Raw genomic sequence first — 18,483 nt, 5'->3', positions numbered from 1 at the left:
AGTCCAATTGGTCGATATTTTATAATTTTTATCAAAATATCAGGTGATTTTTAACTCAGCTTTGTCTATACTCCGCCACCTGCCCACGTTACTCCGCCAATTGGGCGGAAGTTGTAAGCCGAAGTCGGTGCTCGAAGGGGTACTAAAAAGGCAATTTTGTGTTGTTTGCAAATGCAGACAGCATGTGAGACAGAAAATTAACTTTGGGTTTTTGTAATAATGAAGACTTTTACTGCTACACCAGAAACTGTAACTCGTGACTGGTTCGTCGTCGACGCAGACGGCAAAACTTTAGGTCGTATCGCTACTGAAATCGCTGTCCGTTTACGCGGTAAGCATAAGCCAGAATACACTCCACACGTTGATACCGGTGATTACATCATCGTTGTTAATGCTGAAAAAGTGACTGTTACTGGTAACAAAGCGAAAGGCAAAACGTACTACTCGCATTCAGGCTTCCCTGGTGGCATTAAGCAAATCAGCTTTGAAAAGCTGCAAGCGCAAAAGCCAGAAATGATCATCGAGAAAGCAGTTAAGGGTATGTTACCAAAAGGTCCTCTGGGCCGTGCCATGTTCCGTAAACTGAAAGTTTACGCTGGCGCAGAACATAACCACACTGCACAACAACCTCAAGTTCTTGATATCTAAACGGGATTAAGCAAATGGCTGCAACTCAGTACTACGGCACTGGCCGTCGCAAAACCTCTACAGCTCGCGTTTTCGCTAAAGCAGGTAGTGGCAACATCGTTGTAAATCAACGTCCTTTGGATCAGTATTTTGGTCGTGAAACTGCTCGTATGGTTGTTCGTCAACCTTTAGAGTTAGTTGAAATGACTGACAAGCTGGACATCTATGTAACTGTTAAAGGCGGTGGTATCACTGGCCAAGCAGGCGCAATCCGTCACGGTATTACCCGTGCTCTGATGCAATTAGATGAAGCACTGCGTCCATCACTTCGTTCTGCTGGTTTCGTTACCCGTGACGCTCGTAAAGTTGAGCGTAAGAAAGTGGGTCTACGTAAAGCACGTCGTAAGCCACAATTCTCTAAGCGTTAATTCGTTTTTGGAATATCAAAAAACCCAGCCTATGCTGGGTTTTTTATTGGCTAAAAATTGACGGTATAAGAAAACTCTTTGGTTGGAGTATGCTGATATACAATAAATTTATATTAAGCGAGTGAGTTTGAGGTAAGCATGACTTTTCAAATTTTTATGCTAGCAGTGGCACTTGTGTTGGTTTTGGAAGGCCTTGGGCCATTATTATTCCCAAATAAATGGCGTCGTTATTTAAATGAACTCTCCCATCAAAATCAGCAAGTTATCCAGCGACTTGGTGGGGCATTAGTCACTGCTGGAGTCGTGATTTGGGTTATTTTTGCGTAAAAAATAGCCTGCTTGCCCTTATTAACTAAGATCTGTTAAAATTCTTTTTTAACCGCAACCTTGCAGCAAATAATGGGCAAAAACGTAGTTGTTCTCGGCACCCAATGGGGTGACGAAGGAAAAGGTAAGATTGTCGACCTTCTAACAGAACAGGCAAAATATGTAGTGCGCTATCAAGGCGGCCACAATGCTGGTCATACCTTGGTTATCGACGGTGAAAAAACCGTTCTTCATCTGATCCCATCGGGTATCCTGCGCGATAATGTGAAATGCATTATTGGCAACGGTGTGGTGCTTGCACCTGACGCCCTGATGAAAGAGATCAACATGCTGAAAGATCGTGGAGTTCCTGTTGAGGAACGTCTGTTGATCTCTGAAGCGTGTCCGCTGATCCTTCCCTTCCATTGTGCCCTTGATATTGCCCGTGAAAAAGCGCGCGGTAATAAAGCTATTGGTACAACTGGCCGTGGTATTGGACCTGCGTATGAAGACAAGATCTCTCGTCGCGGTCTGCGAGTAGGCGACCTGTTCAATGCTGAACTGTTTGCTGAAAAGCTGAAAGAAGTTATGAAATATCATAACTTTATGCTGACAGAGTACTATCAAGTCGAAGCGGTTGATTACGAGCAAACGCTAGCAGATGCTTTGGCTATGGCCGATTATCTGAAGAGCATGTGTGTTGATGTGACTGAACTATTGGATACTGCACGTAAAGCCGGTGAGCCAATTCTGTTCGAAGGCGCTCAAGGTACATTACTCGACATTGACCACGGAACATACCCATTTGTAACCTCTTCAAATACCACTGCCGGTGGTGTTGCGACGGGTTCAGGTTTTGGTCCGCGTCACTTAGACTATGTCTTAGGTATCATGAAGGCTTACACCACTCGCGTAGGTGCAGGTCCATTCCCAACTGAACTATTATGTGAAGTCGGTGATCATTTAGGTACTAAAGGTCATGAGTTTGGTGCAACAACGGGTCGTAAGCGTCGTCCAGGTTGGTTGGATGCTGTAGCAATGCGCCGCGCAGTTCAAATCAACAGTGTTAGCGGCTTCTGCTTGACTAAGTTAGATGTACTTGATGGTCTGAAAGAAGTGAAGATTTGTGTCGGTTATCAGAATCCTGATGGCACTATCTCTAAAGTCACTCCGCTGGCCGCTGAAGGTTATGAACTGGTTACGCCGGTTTATGAAACTATGCTGGGTTGGAGCGAGTCGACTTTTGGCGCGACATCAATTGAGCAACTGCCTCAAGCAGCGATCAATTATATCAAGCGTCTTGAAGAGTTATTAGAAACACCAATCGACATTATCTCTACGGGTCCTGATCGTAACGAAACCATGATTTTGGTTAATCCGTTCAATTAAGATCTGTTAAGGCCGTGTTTCACGGCCTTTTTCTCTGCTTCTTTATGCCTTTCTCTGTTTTATTCTGCGGTTAGAAATTCAGCTCAAGCTCAAGAAATAGGTTATACTGCCGATGCAAGTATTCATCCTACTGTCATTGAGAGTCGTTATGCTACGTACAGCACTCGTTGCGCTACTGCCTTTAGTATCTTCAATGTGCTTTGCTGAAACGCAGGCGGTGGATATTTATAGTCAAGATCAATTGCTTGATTTGATCCGTAGCAATCAATACTTAGCGAAAGTGAAACGTGATGATTGCCAGTTAGTCCAAGACATTGAGGCGCGAGCCCAAGTCTTAAAACAGCCTTTATATCAATTCCTTTGGGGCGAAATGCTCAATCATGGAACGTGTGTGAAGGCTAACCCTGTGAAGGGTATTGCTTTGTTACGTGACTCGGCCGAACAAGGTAGCTCAGAAGCGATGTTAAAGCTTGCCGAGTATTATCAGAGTGGGAAATTTGTCATCCGCAATAAAGACAGAGCAGTGCATTATTTACTGCCTGCGGCTGCAAGTGGCAGTTTATCCGCTCGTATGATGTTAGTTCGTTTATTCGGTGAAGGTTATGGTAGTCCTAGGGATTACGAGATGGCCTATCACTGGTTATATAACGATGTATTTGCGGACGAGGCGACTAAGAATAAAGCCTTGTCTTTACTGCAGGTGTTAGCAGCTAAAATGCCCCCCAGTGCAGTGGCGCGGGCCCAGCAAGAACAGTTGCGAACCCGTTAAGTGGTCTCTTAATCTAGAGACACATTATTTGGATATTGAATGATCAAAGACCCTCATTTTGAGCGTGAACAGGATAAGTACGAAAACCCTATCCCAAGCCGTGAGTATATTCTCGATTACTTACGTTCTCAAAAATCACCTATCACTCGTGACAGCATTGCCGCGGCGTTAAACATCCAAGAGGAAGAACAACTTGAGGCCCTGCGCCGTCGCCTACGTGCGATGGAACGCGATGGCGAACTTGTGTTCACCCGTGGGCAGAGCTATGGCTTACCCGAGAAAATGGATCTGATCCCCGGCACAGTGCTCGGACACAGAGAAGGCTTCGGCTTTTTCAAACCCGATGAAGGCGGTGATGACTTATTTATTTCGAACCGCGACATGCTGATGTATTTCCACGGTGATAAAGTGCTGGCGCAAAAAGCAGGCACAGATCGTCGTGGTCGTCGCGAAGCACGTTTGGTGCGTTTGATCCAGCCGCGCAGTGCTGCAATTGTTGGCCGTTATCATGTTGATAGCGGTATGGCATTTGTCATTGCCGATGATAAGCGTATAACCCAAGAAATCTTAGTCGCGAATGAAGATCGCAACGGCGCCCGTCAAGGCGATGTGGTTGTGGTTGAATTAACGCGTCGCCCAGGTCGTTTTGTTAAGGCTGCGGGTAAAGTGACTGAAGTGCTTGGTAAGCAAATGGCGCCGGGGATGGAAATCGAAATCGCCCTGCGTAACTATGACTTACCCCATACTTGGTCACCTGTGATCGAGAAGAAACTGCGCCGTATTCCCGATGAAGTAACCGACGCCGATAAAGTCGGTCGTGTGGATTTACGTCATCTGCCATTAGTGACTATCGACGGTGAAGACGCCCGCGATTTTGACGATGCCGTGTATGCGGAGAAAAAAGCCGGTGGCGGCTGGCGTTTATGGGTTGCGATTGCCGACGTCAGTTATTATGTGCGTACCGATTCTGCCTTGGATACCGAAGCGCGTGCCCGTGGTAACTCTGTGTATTTCCCATCGCAAGTGATCCCTATGCTGCCGGAGAAAATCTCTAACGGCCTATGTTCGCTTAATCCCCACGTCGACCGTTTATGTATGGTCGCCGAGATGACCGTATCTGCTAAAGGTAAGTTATCAGGTTATAAGTTTTATCCGGCTGTGATGTATTCCCATGCCCGTTTCACTTATACCCAAGTGGCAGCAATGTTAGAAGGCGGCCCCATTGCGCCTGAGCATGAGGCTTTGTTCCCGCATTTGCAGTGTTTACAGTCATTGTATTTAGCGCTCGATGAGCAAAGAGCCGAGCGTGGTGCGATTGCGTTTGAAACCATGGAAACGCAGTTCATTTTCAATGAGCAGCGCAAGATTGATAAAATCGTGCCGCGTGGCCGTAATCAAGCCCATAAAATCATTGAAGAATGTATGATTTTAGCCAACGTTTCTGCAGCTAAGTTTGTGAAGAAACACAAAGGCGAAGTCTTGTATCGTGTGCATGAAGCGCCATCCGAGCAAAAATTGGCGAACTTTAAAGAGTTCCTTGCTGAGCGTGGTTTGACTATGCCTGGCGGACTTGAGCCAACGCCGTCAGATTATCAGAATGTGATGTTGCAAATTGCCGACCGCCCTGATGCTGAACTTATCCAAGTGATGTTACTGCGCTCTATGCGTCAGGCAATTTACACTCCGGATAACGAAGGTCACTTCGGTTTGGCTTTAGAAGAATATGCGCATTTTACCTCGCCCATTCGCCGCTATCCGGATTTAGTGTTACATCGTGTGATCCGTTATTTACTGGCGAAGGAAAGAGGCGAAGCCACTGAGAAGTGGACGCAGGATGGTGGCTATCACTATCAGCTCGATGAGCTCGACCAATTAGGCGAAGAGTGTTCGACCACAGAACGTCGTGCCGATGAAGCGACTCGCGATGTTAGCGATTGGCTCAAGTGCGAGTTTATGCAAGATCACGTCGGCGATACCTTTGAAGCTGTGATTGCCTCAGTGACCAGTTTTGGTTTGTTTGTGCGCTTAAATGAACTGTTTATCGATGGCTTAGTGCATATCTCAAGTCTTGGTAGCGATTACTACCAATTCGATCCTATGCGTCAACGTCTTATCGGTGAGCACACAGGCCAAGTCTATCAAGTGGGTGATCCTGTGACAGTTAAGGTCGCTGCAGTCAACTTAGATGACAGACAGATTGATTTGGTTATGCTGGGTGATGACGGCAAAGGTGGTAAACGTAAAGCATCTGCCAGCCGTGATAAGCCGATGACAGCCCGTGAGCGCGTTAATCGTGAAGGCGCTAAGCAAGGTAAAGCAGGCAAAACCGCGGTATCTAGCGCCAAGGCTGAAACAGGCAAAACCAAACCTAAGGCCAAAGCTGGCACTAAAGCTAAAAAAGCAGCAGTAAAAGATCCGGCTAAAAAGCCAAAAGCCGCTAAGCGGAGCACGAGAAAGAAATAAATGAAAAAACAAGATATTATTTTTGGGATCCACGCAGTTGAAGCCCTGTTAAAACACAGCCCTGAGCGCATTATTGAGTTGTGGCTGTTACAAGGTCGTGACGATGAGCGCTTAACTGTGCTGGCCGATCAGGCCAAAGCCTTTGGCACGACGATTCAAGTCGCTTCTCGTAAAGCCTTAGATGACAAAGCGGAAAGCAGCCAACATCAAGGCATAGTCGCGCGCGTTAAAGCGGCGAAAGTATTGAATGAGCAAGATTTAGATGTGCTGCTTGCTAACACTGAGCAAGCATTCCTGTTGATCTTGGATGGTGTGACTGATCCCCATAACTTAGGCGCTTGTCTACGTAATGCTGATGCGGCTGGCGTACAAGGTATTATCGTGCCTAAAGACAATTCAGTTGGCTTAACTGCGACTGTGAGTAAAGTGGCATGTGGCGCTGCGGAAACAGTGCCTTTATTCCAAGTGACTAATCTTGCGCGCACTATGCGTCATCTGCAGGATAAAGGTGTGTGGATTGTGGGCACTGCGGGCGAGGCAGATTGCGAGCTTTATCAAGCCGATCTCAAGGGATCATTGGCGATTGCCATGGGTGCGGAAGATAAAGGTTTACGCCGATTAAGCCGTGAGTCTTGCGATTCACTGATCTCTATCCCTATGGCCGGTAGTGTTTCTAGCTTGAACGTATCGGTTGCAACGGGTATTTGCTTGTTTGAAGCAGTGCGTCAGCGTCGTAGCTAATATGCTTACGTTTGCCTGATCTCACATATGCAGTATCAGGCTTGAAGTAACAACCTGCAGTAACAACTGGTCGTAATAAAAAGGCGGATTAACGATATAAAGTTAATCCGTTTTTTATTGGCCTTTTTTACGTCATCGCTTTGTCTAGGTTAACCTGATTGCTATCAGTTTCATCTATTTGAGCGGCTTCAGGCTCTGCTTGCTCAATATCGAAACTAAAGGCGAGTTGTTCCTCATCACTGTCATTATCATCGATAATATCGTCATCGACGCCATCGGCCCCTAAATCATGCTCCGATTCATCTAAGTTAGCGCTGGGCGTCATATGCTCTTGAATTGATTCAACATCAACCCGTGGGTCCAACGCTGCCGCCAGTGGTGACGAGACTAAGTCGCCCGTCGCCATTATGTAGTCTTGGGTGACATTGGTTTCGACTTTTTGCTGTGAATGTACATAACGTAAACGCACAAAGAGTATTAAGGTACAGGCTGACATAAAGCCATATAACATGTTATTGCCAAACCATTGCATTAATGTCGATGCGATAAGCGGACCGATACTGGCGCCTAAGCCGAAGGTTAATAATATTGTTGCTGATAAGCCTACCCGCTCATTTTGCTCTACTCGAGAGTTGGCAAGCGCCGTGGCGAGCGGATAGAAAGTGAAACCTAAAATACCAAATAGGAAGGTCATCACCAGTGAAATCACCGGATGATAGGGTGTTAAGGCGATAGCTAAGGCTAAGATACCGAGCAATATACAGTTGATACGGATAAGGCGACTGCGGGACATAATGTCGGACAATTTTCCCATTGGCCATTGTGCCAGTAATCCCGCTAAAATCGTTGCCGTCATATACGTGGCGACTTTTTCAGGCGGTAAACCTAAGTTACTGGCGTAGGCGGGAGCTAGACCATAAAACGAACCCACTATCATGCTACCAATTGCGATTGTCGTGAGTGCTTGTGGCGCTTTTTTCCAGTAATAGGCAATTTTGAGTGGTGCTGGCACTAAGGGCGCAGGGTGAAGACGACGCGTGAGTGAGATCGGTACGATACAGAGTGAAAAACAAATTGCGATAAGCAGTAGTGGCTCTAGTCCTAAGTTGGGGAAAATACTGATCGCACCTTGGCCTAAGATTAAGCCGAAGTAAGATACGATCATATAACTCGCAAACACTGTGCCCCTTTGATTACTTTCAGCTTGTTCGTTAAGCCAACTTTCTAACACCATGTATTGGCACATCATCCCCATGCCGACCACGAGTCTGAGGAGCAGCCAAACCGCTAGCTCATCAACGAGTGCATGGCCTAATGCCGATGCAGCGACTATGCCTGCACTGGCGACAAAGGCACGGATATGGCCCACTTGAGCGATAAGTCGATGACCAATCTTAGAGCCAGCCACTAGGCCAACATAGTAGGCCGACATCATGCCGCCAATCCATATTTGCGGCACATTCATCACTGAGAGCCTGAGCCCAAGATAGGTGGTAAGCAAGCCGCCGGCTAATACCATTAATAACGTGGTGCTATATAAAGAGGCGAAAGTGCGCAGCGGATTAGTCATATACAACTCCGAAAACACAAACTAGATTGATAATGAGGAGTGAGTATATCAGGGGTTAGTGTTTATGTTGTGTTGCAAATTGTTGGTAAATCTTGATTAATTGCGCATTTCTGCTCAAAAAATCACTGAATTATGTCGGAACAACTCAAGGGGATGCTTGTAAAGCATTCACATAGACGCCAGCCGAGTAGGCTATTAGCGTCATATTAGTCTATGTATTTCTTCGTATTTTTTAAAAGGAGTTATCTAAAAGTGTAAAGCAAGTTGAAGGTGGTGATGGTATCCATGGGTTGGCTGCCTTCTGGTACCACTTCAGTGTATTTGATGTTCATACCGATCTTAAATGCCCAATCTTGGAACACCAGATTTTTATAGTTCATATCTAAGGTGAGGGTGTTGTTGTTCTCGCCCACTTCCGCGGTGAGATCTGCATTGAGACTGCTGTATTCCTGTAGTTTTTGAGAGAATTTGGCAGCGGTACGAAGAATGACATCTTTTTCGGCATCAGGGCTGGGGATGGTTACCGATTCTGCAGGTAAGTTATATCGATAACCTGGGCCGAACTCGAGACTGAGTTTTGTTTTATAACTACTGATAGCATTGAAACCGTAACCACTCGAAAGAGTCGATATTTGTGTGTAACTACCGAATTGATCCCAAGTAAAATCACCACGTCCGAAGACATAACCCTTAGTCAGTTTATAGTTCGATTGTAACTGTAGCTCATATTTTTCGGAGGTTGTTTGACTTTTTTCTGAGGCAAAATAGGCTTTTAGTGTGGCTTCTTGCTTGGTTTGCTTTGTATCGTAAATCAGTTGGGTTCGACCATTAAAACTGCTGGATTCGGTATTGCCTGTGTTCAGTTGCAAGCCAGCTTCGATTTCCGCGGTAAAATCGCTGGGCGGTTCCTGATAATCAGGTGGAACAAGCGCAAGCGCTGGAAATGAAAGGAAAAACAAACTGATTGGCGCAATAACTTTTAGCATTATGTTTTATTCTTGGTTAGCTGATTTCAGACGTCCGAATGTAGGCGAACCGCCATCATACCTGTATTGATTGGCGAGGCAAAGTTATTGCTTGAGTTTCTGGCTTGCTTTCTGTACTATCTCGCGCTCAAATCAGTCACTATTTTTCGTTCCTTGCCTCCATTTGGTCTGACTGAGCCAATACCGAGGCTACATAACCGTAAGGAGCAATAAATGCGTCATTACGAAATCGTATTTATGGTTCACCCAGATCAAAGTGAACAAGTACCAGGTATGATTGAGCGTTACACAGGTGTTATCACCGAAGCTAACGGCACAATCCACCGTTTAGAAGATTGGGGCCGTCGTCAACTGGCTTACCCAATCCTTGATCTGCATAAAGCTCACTACGTTCTGATGAACGTTGAAGCTAAAGCAGAGACGATCGAAGAGCTAGAAACAGCTTTCCGTTTCAACGACGCAGTTCTGCGTAACATGGTAATGCGTACTAAAGTTGCCGTTACTGAAGCATCTCCAATGGCTAGAGCTAGAGATGAGCGCGATTCACGTCGTGGCCCAGCTGGCGAACGCTCATATGATGAAGCTCACGCTGAAGAAATCGCTGAGTAAGGTAATCTGTGACCACCAATAACTTGGTGTTGTCAGGAACGATAACTCGTTCAAGACGCTTTAAAAGCCCAGCAGGTATTGCGCACAGTGTGATTATGTTGGAACACAAATCGCAGCGTTATGAAGCCGAAATGCTCCGCAACGTCTACGTACAAATTCAAGTGATATTGAGTGGCCCACGCTTTGAAAGCGTCGCAGAAGATCTGAAAGCAGGTGTGGAAGTACAAGTGCAAGGCTTTATGACGCTTCAACAGGGGCGTAATGGTCAGAACCGCTTAGTCATCCATGCCGAAAATGTCGAATTGAAAACTTAGGAGACTGTCAACATGGCACGTTATTTCCGTCGTCGCAAGTTCTGCCGTTTCACCGCTGAAGGTGTTGCAGAAATTGATTACAAAGATATCGTTACTTTAAAGAACTACATCACTGAAAGCGGCAAGATTGTTCCTAGCCGTATCACTGGTACTAGTGCTAAATATCAGCGCCAACTAGCTCGCGCTATCAAGCGTGCTCGTTATCTTTCTCTACTGCCATACACTGATTTACATCAGTAATTGCAGTATTCCTAATCGAATATAGAGGATTTGATAATGAACGTTATTCTGCTTGATAAAATCGCTAACCTAGGCAACTTGGGTGACCAAGTTACTGTTAAAGCTGGTTACGCTCGTAACTACCTTTTGCCACAAGGTAAAGCTGTTGTTGCTAACGAAAGCAACGTTAAAGTATTTGAAGCTCGTCGCGCTGAATTAGAAGCTAAATTAGCTGCTGAATTAGCTGCTGCTAACCTACGTGCTGAGAAAATCACTGCACTGGAAGCTGTTGTTATTGCTTCTAAAGCGGGTGATGAAGGCAAACTGTTTGGTTCAGTTGGCAACCGTGACATCGCTGATGCAGTGACTGCTGCTGGTGTTGAACTGGCTAAATCAGAAGTTCGTTTACCATTAGGCGCTCTGCGTACTACTGGCGACTTCGAAGTTGAAGTTCAGTTACACACTGAAGTTAAAGCTGTTGTTAAAGTTTCTATCGTTGCAGAAGCTTAATTACTCCTTGCTTTAATCTTAAGAGAAACACCGCTTCGGCGGTGTTTTTTTATGGCTGAAATTCAGTATTTAGCTGTGGTCAATATGGTTTGATATTGGTTTGCGATGGATTAATACCAATCACATTAAATATCTAATCAGTTCAGAGCCTCACAGGCATCTCAATCCAAGGCGCATTGACGCAGAAATGGTTATTCCCTTTTAAGTCAATGCAACACGGGAGTGGGATGCCTGTGTTGCTCCCGAAGGGCGGCTGATGTTAACGGCATGGCAACGCGCTTTATACTGCGTTTAAGGCTTTCGACAGAGCACCACTATGCCTTCAAGCCTTCGCCTTGTCTAAAGCGCTTTGAACTCCCGCTGAATGAACAGATATTTAATACGATTGGTATAATGCGGTAAGTGATATGTCTACTCATTCAGTCTCAAAGCGTATCCGCGTTTAAAATACTAGCCCAAATAAAAGCCGCTCACTGTCATGACAGTGAACGGCTTTTGACTAGATGGGTTAAATCCGTGTTTGGCTCAGAGTATTAATTTCTCACTAAATCCAATTCTTGGATTAAGTTATCGGCATGGTCGACTTCATCCATCATCCACAGGATATAGCGAATATCCACGTGCACTGCACGGGTGATGGTTGGGTTGAAGAACCAATCTTTAGTGATAGCTTCATAGGTTGAGTCGAAGTTAAGGCCCACTAACTCACCTTTTCCGTTGAAGACAGGTGAGCCGGAGTTACCACCTGTGGTGTCCACGCTGGATAAGAAATTAACCGGTATTGAGTTAAATTCCTCTGGTTTATCTAAGCAAGAGAAGAGTCTGCAAATCCAGCCGCGGGGATCTTGATAAACCGACTTCACCAGATGATCGCCAAAACGTTGTTCGCTAATCGCATCGAGGAGTTTTTTCGGCGCATTATAGGGCTCAACGCCTGTGTGTTTTGCGGCTATGCCATCAAGACGAGTAAACGGCTGTTTATAGAGCGCATCACGTGATTGATAACCATCAACCATGCCATAGCTGATCCGTAGCGTACCGTTGGCGTCAGGGTAGACTGGCCAGTTGTTTGCTTTGTAGTATTCGATCACAGCCGCCATATAATCAGGGCGAGCACTAGACAGCTTGCCGTCTAAGATTTTTTCTGACTTTTCCTGTGCCATATTCGTGTCGTAAAGTGCTACGGCTAAACGAATAAAGGGATCGGCACTGGTTTCGAAAGCGCTAGCATCGGCATTCATCCACGCGAGGCGCTTAGCTTGGTCTGTGAGCGTAGTGAGTGAATACAAACCATCGAGTTTAGCCGCGAGATCTACGTCTTTACTATTAACACTTAACATTTTATCGAGCGCTGCCACGCGATTCGATTGGCCTAGGTAAGCATTTAAATCCTGTAGCCACAAAGTCTTATCAACAGTGACATCAAAACTTGAATCGATACGTTTAAGACGTGAGCTTAGCATAGCAATATCACGTTCTTGGTAGCCTTGCTCACGCTCGGCATCGGGCTTTTGTTTTTCTTTAGCAAGACGGTAGAGGCTGTTTGCTGCGGTTAACAATGTGCTAGATTGGGCATTGGTAAAGTAGTAATTACTTTGGAATGCTTGTTGTTGCTCGGCGAGTAACACTTCTAACTCAGCAATGAGATTTTGATTTAGCTTAGGGTTTTGTTTAAGCCAAGCTAAAAAATTATCTTCACGGCTTTGCTTAATGCCAATGATATCCGTTGCTTTAAAACCCGCTAATAGGCCGTTGAGTTTCTTCATCCGGTTGGCCATTGAGGCCATATTACCTGCGTACTTAATGGCGATATCGGCATCTTTTTGTCCCATAGCCTCGATAGTATCAATCTGTAATTGATAGCGCTTAGCTTGGGTTGGGTACAACCAATCACTGGCAAATTTAAGTTCACTGGTCAGGTTGTAACGGCTAGTCGTGCCTGGGTAACCCGCCACAAACACGCCATCACCGGCTTTTACGCCATCGGCATTGACCTTAAGGTAGCTCTTTGGTTGGTAAGGAATGTTATCGTCGCTATAAGCAGCAGGTTTGCCATCTTTTCCGACGTAAGCTCGTAGGAAGGCAAAATCACCCGAATGGCGTGGATATTCATAGTTATCAATATCGCCACCATAGCCCCCAACACTTTCAGGTGGTGCGTAGACTAAGCGCACATCGCGGATCATCAATTGCTTGATTAAGTAGTATTCTAAGCCGTTATGGAAACTGCGCACATTACAACGATAGTTAGCATCGGCTTCACAGCTTTTGATGAGCGCTTTACTGTGATTTTGAATGTCTTCGTAACGACTTAGCGGGTCTTGGCTGAGGTCTTTATTGATTTGCGCGGTGACATTGGTCACTGCTTCTGTGATGTATAAACGTTCGTTGGGACCGGCAGAAGGTTCCTTGTCCATCGATGTTGCTAAAAAGCCTTGTTCTAGGTAGTTATGCTCTTGCTTAGTGTTATATTGTATCGCCTTGTAGGCACAATGGTGGTTTGTCACAACTAGCCCTTGGGGGGAGACAAAACTGGCGGTACAATAGCCCAGCCCAACCACGGCGTTCATTGGATAACTTGTCAGATCGGCCAGTTTTTCTGCCGGAATATCGATTCCGCGTTCACTGAGTTTGTCTGCAATTGAAGGCATTTGATAAGGTTGCCATTGTCCTTCGTCGGCAGTTGCTATGCCGGATGTCAGTACTAAGGCCGCAACCAATGCAATACGCATGTTCTTTCCTTATTGATTGTTAGAGTGTCCGTTGGAATGAAATAACAGGCGAGTGTAAACATCCTGTTTGCTTGACGCGGGTTTTATATCATATTTTGTTAAGTTGTTGGAAATCGGGAGCGTTAATGTCACAACAAGGTGCTTTTAAGCCTAAAAGTAAGCCAAGAGATTTGCAGCTTGATGGACTCAAGCTGCCACCGCATTCAATTGAGGCTGAACAATCGGTATTAGGCGGCTTGATGTTAGATGCCGAAGCCTGGGACAGGGTCGCTGAGGCTGTCGTAAAAGAGGATTTTTACTCTCGCTCACATAAGATGATCTTCTCTGCCATGCACAGATTGGTTGATTTAGGGCAACCGATCGATTTGATCACTGTTTCTGAACAGCTCGAAGTTGAAAATCAATTAGAAGATGCCGGTGGTTTTGCCTATTTAGGTGAGATTGCGAAAAATACCCCAAGTGCGGGTAATATTTTATCTTACGCTGAAATCGTCCGTGAACGGGCCGTGGTGCGTGACATGATCCGCGTCGCGCATGAGATTGCCGATGCGGGCTATAACCCAGAAGGTCGTGACTCGGGTGAATTACTCGACCTTGCTGAGAGTAAAGTATTTAAGATCGCCGAGATGCGAACCAATGCTAATGAAGGTCCCGAAGGTATCAAAACTATTCTGGAAAAAACCGTCGATAAGATTGAGCAGCTTTATAACAACCCCCACAACGGTGTGACTGGAGTATCGAGCGGTTTTAACGATCTGGATAAAATGACCGCAGGGTTTCAGTCTGGCGACTTAATTATTGTTGCGGCGCGTCCTTCTATGGGTAAAACCACCTTTGCGATGAACTTGTGCGAACAGGCCGCAATGAATGAAGATAAACCCGTACTTATCTTCAGTCTCGAGATGCCGTCAGAACAGATTATGATGCGTATGCTGGCCTCCTTGGGCCGTGTTGATCAAACCAAAATCCGTACTGGTCAGCTCGATGATGAAGATTGGGCGCGGGTTTCATCGACCATGGGGATCATGCTCGAACAAGGTAAAATGTATATTGATGATGGTTCGGGATTAACCCCGACAGAAGTTCGCAGCCGCGCGCGTCGTATCGCCCGTGAGTACGGTGGTTTATCTATGATCATGATAGATTACCTGCAGTTAATGCAGGTGCCCGCCTTAAAAGATAACCGTACCTTAGAAATTTCTGAAATTTCACGCTCGCTGAAAGCATTAGCCAAAGAGTTGGAAATCCCGATTATTGCCCTGTCGCAGCTTAACCGCTCGCTTGAACAAAGGGCCGATAAACGTCCTGTTAACTCGGATTTACGTGAATCGGGTGCTATCGAGCAAGATGCGGATCTCATCATGTTTATTTATCGCGATGAAGTGTATAACAACGATTCTCAAGATAAAGGCACGGCAGAAATCATCATTGGTAAGCAACGTAACGGCCCCATTGGTCGGGTGCGGCTCACTTTCCAAGGCCAATTTTCGCGTTTCGATAATTATGCTGGGCCGCAGTTTGAAGAAGATTAATTGACGTTTAAAAACAGTCAGTTTGCGTTTGCAGAAGATGAGCTGTATTGATGTATTTTTATATCCGTGACTTTTTATTTCCTGAGTAAACAAGGTAAATTTTGAACCCTTTTCCCCGTGCAGAAATTAGCAGTAGTGCACTGCAAACCAATCTCGCTGCGTTGCGTCAACAGGCACCAGCGAGTCGTGTGATGGCCGTCGTTAAAGCGAACGGTTATGGTCATGGATTATTGAATGTCGCTAATTGTTTAGTCAGTGCCGATGGCTTTGGCCTAGCACGATTGGATGAGGCCTTAGAATTACGAGCGGGCGGCGTGACAGCGCGTTTATTATTACTAGAAGGTTTTTTCCGTGCCACCGATCTTCCGTTACTCGTCGGGCATGATATTGACACTGTAGTGCACCACAGCTCTCAGCTTGAAATGTTAGAGCAAACTGTGTTGTCAAAACCCGTCACTGTCTGGCTTAAAGTGGATTCAGGCATGCATCGTTTAGGTTTTACGCCCGAACAATTTTCAACGGTTTACGCAAGGTTAATGGCCTGTCCCAATGTGGCAAAACCGATCCATTTGATGACACATTTTGCCTGTGCAGATGAGCCAGATAACACTTATACCTCAGTACAGATGGCGGCTTTTAATACGTTAACGGCAGGCTTGCCCGGATTTAGAACCTTAGCAAACTCTGCTGGTGCCTTGTATTGGCCTCAGAGCCAAGGCGATTGGATCCGTCCTGGTATTGCACTCTATGGCGTATCTCCTGTTACTGGTGATTGCGGTGCGAATCACGGGCTAGTTCCTGCGATGGAATTAGTATCACAGTTGATTGCGGTACGGGATCATAAAGCCAATCAGCCAGTCGGCTATGGTTGTTTCTGGACCGCGAAGCAAGATACCCGTTTAGGTGTCGTGGCGATTGGTTATGGTGATGGTTATCCTCGCAATGCACCGGAAGGCACACCCGTGTGGGTCAATGGTCGCCGCGTACCCATAGTCGGCCGTGTTTCTATGGACATGTTGACTGTTGACTTAGGTCAAGGTGCGCAAGATAAAGTTGGGGATAGTGCATTGCTGTGGGGTAAGGCATTACCCGTGGAGGAAGTCGCTGAACATATCGGCACTATCGCTTACGAATTAGTCACTAAGCTTACGCCAAGGGTTGCTGTTTGCTTAGCTTAACCCTGACAGATAGAATTATTCTGGGACACTTTTTAGCAAGAAAATGGTGATTAAACACCGTTTTCTTTTATGTAAAGTGTCAGGATGAATAATTGCCACTACACGAATGGTTACTGCAAATAACACTATGAATTATAGTTATTTGTTAGCGGGAGAAGTGTCGAACCTGTAGGGCTGAGATAAACAAAATAGTGGTTTGCAGTTCACCGTTGGCGACGCAATATATTTTAGACCTGAGGATGAAGCTGTGCTGAACTGGTGTTAGGCGGCAAAATAGACGATAAAAATACCTCAATTCAGTTTACGGTAAACCAGCCGTTCTGATCTTTGTTATCTGGCTTTAAATAAGCGAATGAAACATAAGATCCAGAGCGACAGGATAGTTAATGTATTTTGAGCTGACTGGCTTGGTGCATTTTAGCTATTAGTTTTCAAAACATATTTCAATATAAGCAGTACCATGCGGGCTTGTAAATGGCATGATAATCTTAGTGCCATTAGCTTTATGGGAAATAGTATGGCCTTTTCCTGATACGACCATAGGAGTGGCCATTTCAAATTCATAGCCTTTTTGACCCAAAAGATTTTTTGCGCCACCAGTCACCATATTCGTAATTTCGCCTACTAAGTCAGTCACTTCCTCGTTAATTTTACCCGGGTTTTCGCCCAGCATATTCTGCATTATCTGCAAAACAAGCTTTTGTTCGAAGGTAATCGACAGTGATCCTTTTGTTTGGGGTCCAACAAGACCTATTAGGCCGGATACATCACCCTTTGCTAAGTTATCTACTTTGATTTGGGGTTTGCCCGGCGTCAAATCCATGCTCGCCATCGTAGATATGACATTGAGCAAAGATTGGAGGAAAGGATTAATAAAATTAACGTTCATGCCTAAGTTTGTCCTCTTTTGAGCCTAAACCATGGAGTAATGGCATTGCTTAAGGCTATTAGAAAAGTTGCTTATCGACAGCAATCTTGATCACACTCTATCAGCTTAGATGAGACAGCTATAAATGTGAGGCTAATTTAAAGATATTCTTATCATTTATCTGAGTTATAGGCAGTTAAAGCTCCATATAACCGTGTCCTTTATTGTTTAGACCGTTTTGTATGATGGTTCATAGGTTTGCTTGGAAGACGCTTATCGTCAAATAGCGTTGTTTTACGTCTCATACATACAAAAAATGGCAATATATCGGCTGCATTAGCCCCATTCATAGTGGCTCATGAGTGCCGATGCTGCAAAGTTTTTTAGCCTTTTTATGGAGTAACTCGACTTTTATTTGCACTTGAACTTGTGAGAAGGCGTTGCTACTCAACTCTCTATCCCATCGCGTCTTACGTAATCCCATTTTATATGGCTATTTTCGGCATTGTGGAGTGCTATCGAAAAGGCGTCTTGGCCTTGAGCGTCTTAGCTGACTTTGTAAAAGTGCGATGTTCGCTGTAAACTGTCTCACTTTTTGCTTCACCCTAACGACGCATTTGTAGTGTGTTGTTCAGTACGTGTTTCCGAGTCAATTACTGGGAACACCATCTTGAGCGCTCAATCTTATAATTTGGGATACCTCACAGGATACTTAGCAATTAGACCAATGCACAAATATGTGAAAACCGCTTAATAGAATGTGAGAGTAATGATTCAATCTAAAATGAGTAAAACCCCTGTTATATCAACTATTCCAATCGATAGGACCTTTTCCATTGCGCCCATGTTGGATAGGTAAGATTTTAATTTAACCATTTGATTTATATAAAGTGGTTAAAAGTGTGGTTCACTATAGGATCACCGATTTTAAAAAGTTGTTTTATGGTTCCCCGCTGGTGATATGATTACTCAATAAACATTGAGGTGATCTATGGATAGAAAATCTTTAATAATACTCGCGCTGGTGTTAACGAGCGGTCCTACTTTTTCGGCCTTTGCCGAAGTCTATAAATGTGCTGATGGAAAATATCAGGCCGATCCTTGCGATGAAAACAGTCAGCCAGTTGATTTAAGTGGCGTCGGTAGCTTTATTAAAAGCAGTGACTGTAGTGGCACACTAATTTTGGCCACCTAAATAGAGGTGATATTATTACCTCGTAGATGACTTTAGGTGAAAACATG

General features: G+C 45.1%; 18 protein-coding genes. 14 read left to right on the top strand and 4 right to left on the bottom strand.

The features are described from left to right. Positions 1 to 219 precede the first annotated feature (219 nt). From rplM to rlmB, 7 genes are all read left to right on the top strand, one after another. A complete protein-coding gene (rplM, locus tag HGO26_RS12455) occupies positions 220 to 648 on the top strand; it encodes a 50S ribosomal protein L13 (protein ID WP_105251403.1) in 429 nt (142 codons plus the stop codon). A 14-nt stretch (positions 649 to 662) separates the two neighbouring features. Beyond that, complete coding sequence (gene rpsI / locus HGO26_RS12450; protein WP_006083052.1) at positions 663 to 1,055, top strand: 30S ribosomal protein S9; 393 nt, start codon at positions 663 to 665, stop codon at positions 1,053 to 1,055. Positions 1,056 to 1,193: 138 nt separating this feature from the next. Further along, positions 1,194 to 1,382 carry a DUF2065 domain-containing protein gene (locus HGO26_RS12445; protein WP_105251404.1) on the top strand — a complete coding sequence of 63 codons (189 nt, stop codon included), beginning with the start codon at positions 1,194 to 1,196 and terminating at the stop codon, positions 1,380 to 1,382. Between the two features lie 72 nt (positions 1,383 to 1,454). Then, on the top strand, positions 1,455 to 2,750 hold the full coding sequence (locus HGO26_RS12440) for an adenylosuccinate synthase (RefSeq protein ID WP_168825492.1): 1,296 nt from the start codon (positions 1,455 to 1,457) through the stop codon (positions 2,748 to 2,750). A 112-nt stretch (positions 2,751 to 2,862) separates the two neighbouring features. Next, entirely contained in the window at positions 2,863 to 3,519 is a 657-nt protein-coding gene (gene motX / locus HGO26_RS12435; RefSeq protein ID WP_113939975.1) for a flagellar protein MotX, read from the top strand. A gap of 39 nt (positions 3,520 to 3,558) precedes the next feature. Further along, positions 3,559 to 5,982, top strand: a complete 2,424-nt coding sequence (gene rnr / locus HGO26_RS12430) for a ribonuclease R (protein ID WP_168825490.1) — start codon at positions 3,559 to 3,561, stop codon at positions 5,980 to 5,982. Further along, positions 5,983 to 6,723, top strand: coding sequence for a 23S rRNA (guanosine(2251)-2'-O)-methyltransferase RlmB (rlmB, locus tag HGO26_RS12425; protein WP_028759536.1), 741 nt, complete (start codon positions 5,983 to 5,985; stop codon positions 6,721 to 6,723). Between the two features lie 127 nt (positions 6,724 to 6,850). Here rlmB and HGO26_RS12420 read toward each other — a convergent pair whose 3' ends face one another. Then, on the bottom strand, positions 6,851 to 8,293 hold the full coding sequence (locus HGO26_RS12420) for an MFS transporter (protein ID WP_168825488.1): 1,443 nt from the start codon (positions 8,291 to 8,293) through the stop codon (positions 6,851 to 6,853). A 242-nt stretch (positions 8,294 to 8,535) separates the two neighbouring features. Continuing rightward, positions 8,536 to 9,279 (bottom strand): DUF481 domain-containing protein, encoded by a 744-nt coding sequence (locus tag HGO26_RS12415; protein ID WP_168825486.1) that lies wholly within the window; start codon positions 9,277 to 9,279, stop codon positions 8,536 to 8,538. Positions 9,280 to 9,492: 213 nt separating this feature from the next. On the opposite strand from HGO26_RS12415, the gene rpsF reads away from it, so the two are divergent. Genes rpsF through rplI form a run of 4 tightly spaced genes read left to right on the top strand, consistent with a single transcriptional unit; the run spans position 9,493 to position 10,931 of the window. After that, positions 9,493 to 9,888 carry a 30S ribosomal protein S6 gene (rpsF, locus tag HGO26_RS12410; protein ID WP_105251410.1) on the top strand — a complete coding sequence of 132 codons (396 nt, stop codon included), beginning with the start codon at positions 9,493 to 9,495 and terminating at the stop codon, positions 9,886 to 9,888. An 8-nt stretch (positions 9,889 to 9,896) separates the two neighbouring features. Next, positions 9,897 to 10,202 (top strand): primosomal replication protein N, encoded by a 306-nt coding sequence (priB, locus tag HGO26_RS12405; RefSeq protein ID WP_105251411.1) that lies wholly within the window; start codon positions 9,897 to 9,899, stop codon positions 10,200 to 10,202. A 12-nt stretch (positions 10,203 to 10,214) separates the two neighbouring features. After that, on the top strand, positions 10,215 to 10,442 hold the full coding sequence (gene rpsR / locus HGO26_RS12400) for a 30S ribosomal protein S18 (RefSeq protein WP_006083042.1): 228 nt from the start codon (positions 10,215 to 10,217) through the stop codon (positions 10,440 to 10,442). A 36-nt stretch (positions 10,443 to 10,478) separates the two neighbouring features. Continuing rightward, positions 10,479 to 10,931: a 50S ribosomal protein L9 gene (gene rplI, locus HGO26_RS12395; protein ID WP_113939970.1), complete on the top strand. Its 453-nt coding sequence runs from the start codon at positions 10,479 to 10,481 to the stop codon at positions 10,929 to 10,931. A gap of 533 nt (positions 10,932 to 11,464) precedes the next feature. Here rplI and HGO26_RS12390 read toward each other — a convergent pair. Beyond that, positions 11,465 to 13,663, bottom strand: coding sequence for a S46 family peptidase (locus tag HGO26_RS12390; RefSeq protein ID WP_168825484.1), 2,199 nt, complete (start codon positions 13,661 to 13,663; stop codon positions 11,465 to 11,467). 125 nt (positions 13,664 to 13,788) lie between these two features. Here HGO26_RS12390 and dnaB point away from each other — a divergent pair, with 125 nt between their 5' ends. Both dnaB and alr read left to right on the top strand, forming a co-directional pair. Further along, complete coding sequence (gene dnaB, locus HGO26_RS12385; RefSeq protein WP_105251415.1) at positions 13,789 to 15,195, top strand: replicative DNA helicase; 1,407 nt, start codon at positions 13,789 to 13,791, stop codon at positions 15,193 to 15,195. A 101-nt stretch (positions 15,196 to 15,296) separates the two neighbouring features. After that, positions 15,297 to 16,373 (top strand): alanine racemase, encoded by a 1,077-nt coding sequence (gene alr / locus HGO26_RS12380; RefSeq protein WP_168825482.1) that lies wholly within the window; start codon positions 15,297 to 15,299, stop codon positions 16,371 to 16,373. 424 nt (positions 16,374 to 16,797) lie between these two features. On the opposite strand, the gene HGO26_RS12375 is transcribed toward alr, so the two are convergent. Beyond that, positions 16,798 to 17,262, bottom strand: a complete 465-nt coding sequence (locus HGO26_RS12375; protein ID WP_105251417.1) for a chemotaxis protein CheX — start codon at positions 17,260 to 17,262, stop codon at positions 16,798 to 16,800. 970 nt (positions 17,263 to 18,232) lie between these two features. Between HGO26_RS12375 and HGO26_RS12370 the strand changes: the two genes are divergently transcribed. Further along, positions 18,233 to 18,436, top strand: a complete 204-nt coding sequence (locus tag HGO26_RS12370) for a hypothetical protein (protein ID WP_168825480.1) — start codon at positions 18,233 to 18,235, stop codon at positions 18,434 to 18,436. Positions 18,437 to 18,483: the final 47 nt, after the last annotated feature.

The organism is Shewanella oncorhynchi (assembly GCF_012584455.1).
In the GTDB taxonomy this organism is placed as follows: domain Bacteria; phylum Pseudomonadota; class Gammaproteobacteria; order Enterobacterales; family Shewanellaceae; genus Shewanella; species Shewanella oncorhynchi.
The sequence above is the reverse complement of the archived record's forward strand: the minus strand, read 5'-3'. Positions and strand labels throughout refer to the sequence as shown.